The sequence below is a fragment of the Promicromonospora iranensis genome (assembly GCF_028994805.1).
GTDB lineage: Bacteria > Actinomycetota > Actinomycetes > Actinomycetales > Cellulomonadaceae > Promicromonospora > Promicromonospora iranensis.
Window position 1 is genome coordinate 3,799 of sequence record NZ_JAJQQP010000024.1, and the last position, 1,683, is coordinate 5,481.

The 1,683-nt window shown below is 56.7% G+C and carries 1 rRNA gene (only partly in view); it reads right to left on the minus strand.

What is annotated here, in order from left to right:
- Positions 1-1,471: ribosomal RNA gene (locus tag LUM46_RS26550) — 16S ribosomal RNA — on the minus strand (it extends 78 nt beyond the left edge of the window).
- Positions 1,472-1,683: the final 212 nt, after the last annotated feature.

Sequence of the window (1,683 nt, forward strand, 5' to 3'; positions counted from 1 at the left end):
GTCCCAATCGCCAGTCCCACCTTCGACCACTCCCTCCCACAAGGGGTTGGGCCGTGAGCTTCGGGTGTTACCAACTTTCGTGACTTGACGGGCGGTGTGTACAAGGCCCGGGAACGTATTCACCGCAGCGTTGCTGATCTGCGATTACTAGCGACTCCGACTTCACGGGGTCGAGTTGCAGACCCCGATCCGAACTGAGACCGGCTTTTTGGGATTCGCTCCACCTCACGGTATCGCAGCCCTCTGTACCGGCCATTGTAGCATGCGTGAAGCCCAAGACATAAGGGGCATGATGATTTGACGTCATCCCCACCTTCCTCCGAGTTGACCCCGGCAGTCTCCCATGAGTCCCCGGCATAACCCGCTGGCAACATAGGATAAGGGTTGCGCTCGTTGCGGGACTTAACCCAACATCTCACGACACGAGCTGACGACAACCATGCACCACCTGTGTACGAGTGTCCAAAGAGAACCCCATCTCTGGGGCTTTCTCGTACATGTCAAGCCTTGGTAAGGTTCTTCGCGTTGCATCGAATTAATCCGCATGCTCCGCCGCTTGTGCGGGCCCCCGTCAATTCCTTTGAGTTTTAGCCTTGCGGCCGTACTCCCCAGGCGGGGCACTTAATGCGTTAGCTGCGGCACAGAACGAGTGGAACCCGCCCCACACCTAGTGCCCAACGTTTACGGCATGGACTACCAGGGTATCTAATCCTGTTCGCTCCCCATGCTTTCGCTCCTCAGCGTCAGTAACTGCCCAGAGACCTGCCTTCGCCATCGGTGTTCCTCCTGATATCTGCGCATTCCACCGCTACACCAGGAATTCCAGTCTCCCCTACAGCACTCTAGTCTGCCCGTACCCGATGCAAGCCCACAGTTGAGCCATGGGATTTCACACCAGACGCGACAGACCGCCTACGAGCTCTTTACGCCCAATAATTCCGGACAACGCTTGCGCCCTACGTATTACCGCGGCTGCTGGCACGTAGTTAGCCGGCGCTTCTTCTGCAGGTACCGTCACTTTCGCTTCTTCCCTGCTGAAAGAGGTTTACAACCCGAAGGCCGTCATCCCTCACGTGGCGTCGCTGCATCAGGCTTTCGCCCATTGTGCAATATTCCCCACTGCTGCCTCCCGTAGGAGTCTGGGCCGTGTCTCAGTCCCAGTGTGGCCGGTCGCCCTCTCAGGCCGGCTACCCGTCGACGCCTTGGTAGGCCATTACCCCACCAACAAGCTGATAGGCCGCGAGCCCATCCCCTACCGAAAAACTTTCCAACACCCGCCATGCGACAAGTGTTCATATCCGGTATTAGACCTCGTTTCCAAGGCTTATCCCGAAGTAGGGGGCAGGTTGCTCACGTGTTACTCACCCGTTCGCCACTGATCCACCCAGCAAGCTGGGCTTCACCGTTCGACTTGCATGTGTTAAGCACGCCACCAGCGTTCGTCCTGAGCCAGGATCAAACTCTCCGTAAAAGAGAAACATCCACACCCACCCAAAGGCGAGCGTGAACAATGATACCGGCCAGATACAAATCTGATGATTTGTGTCCGTCCAAACAACCCCTTGCGACAATGCAACCCCACCAACCGGACGGTCAGCGAAGCCACACCCGACAAGGGTTAAAACTTTGGCATTGACTATCAAGCACACTGTTGAGTTCTCAAACAACCGACGCACACCGTCA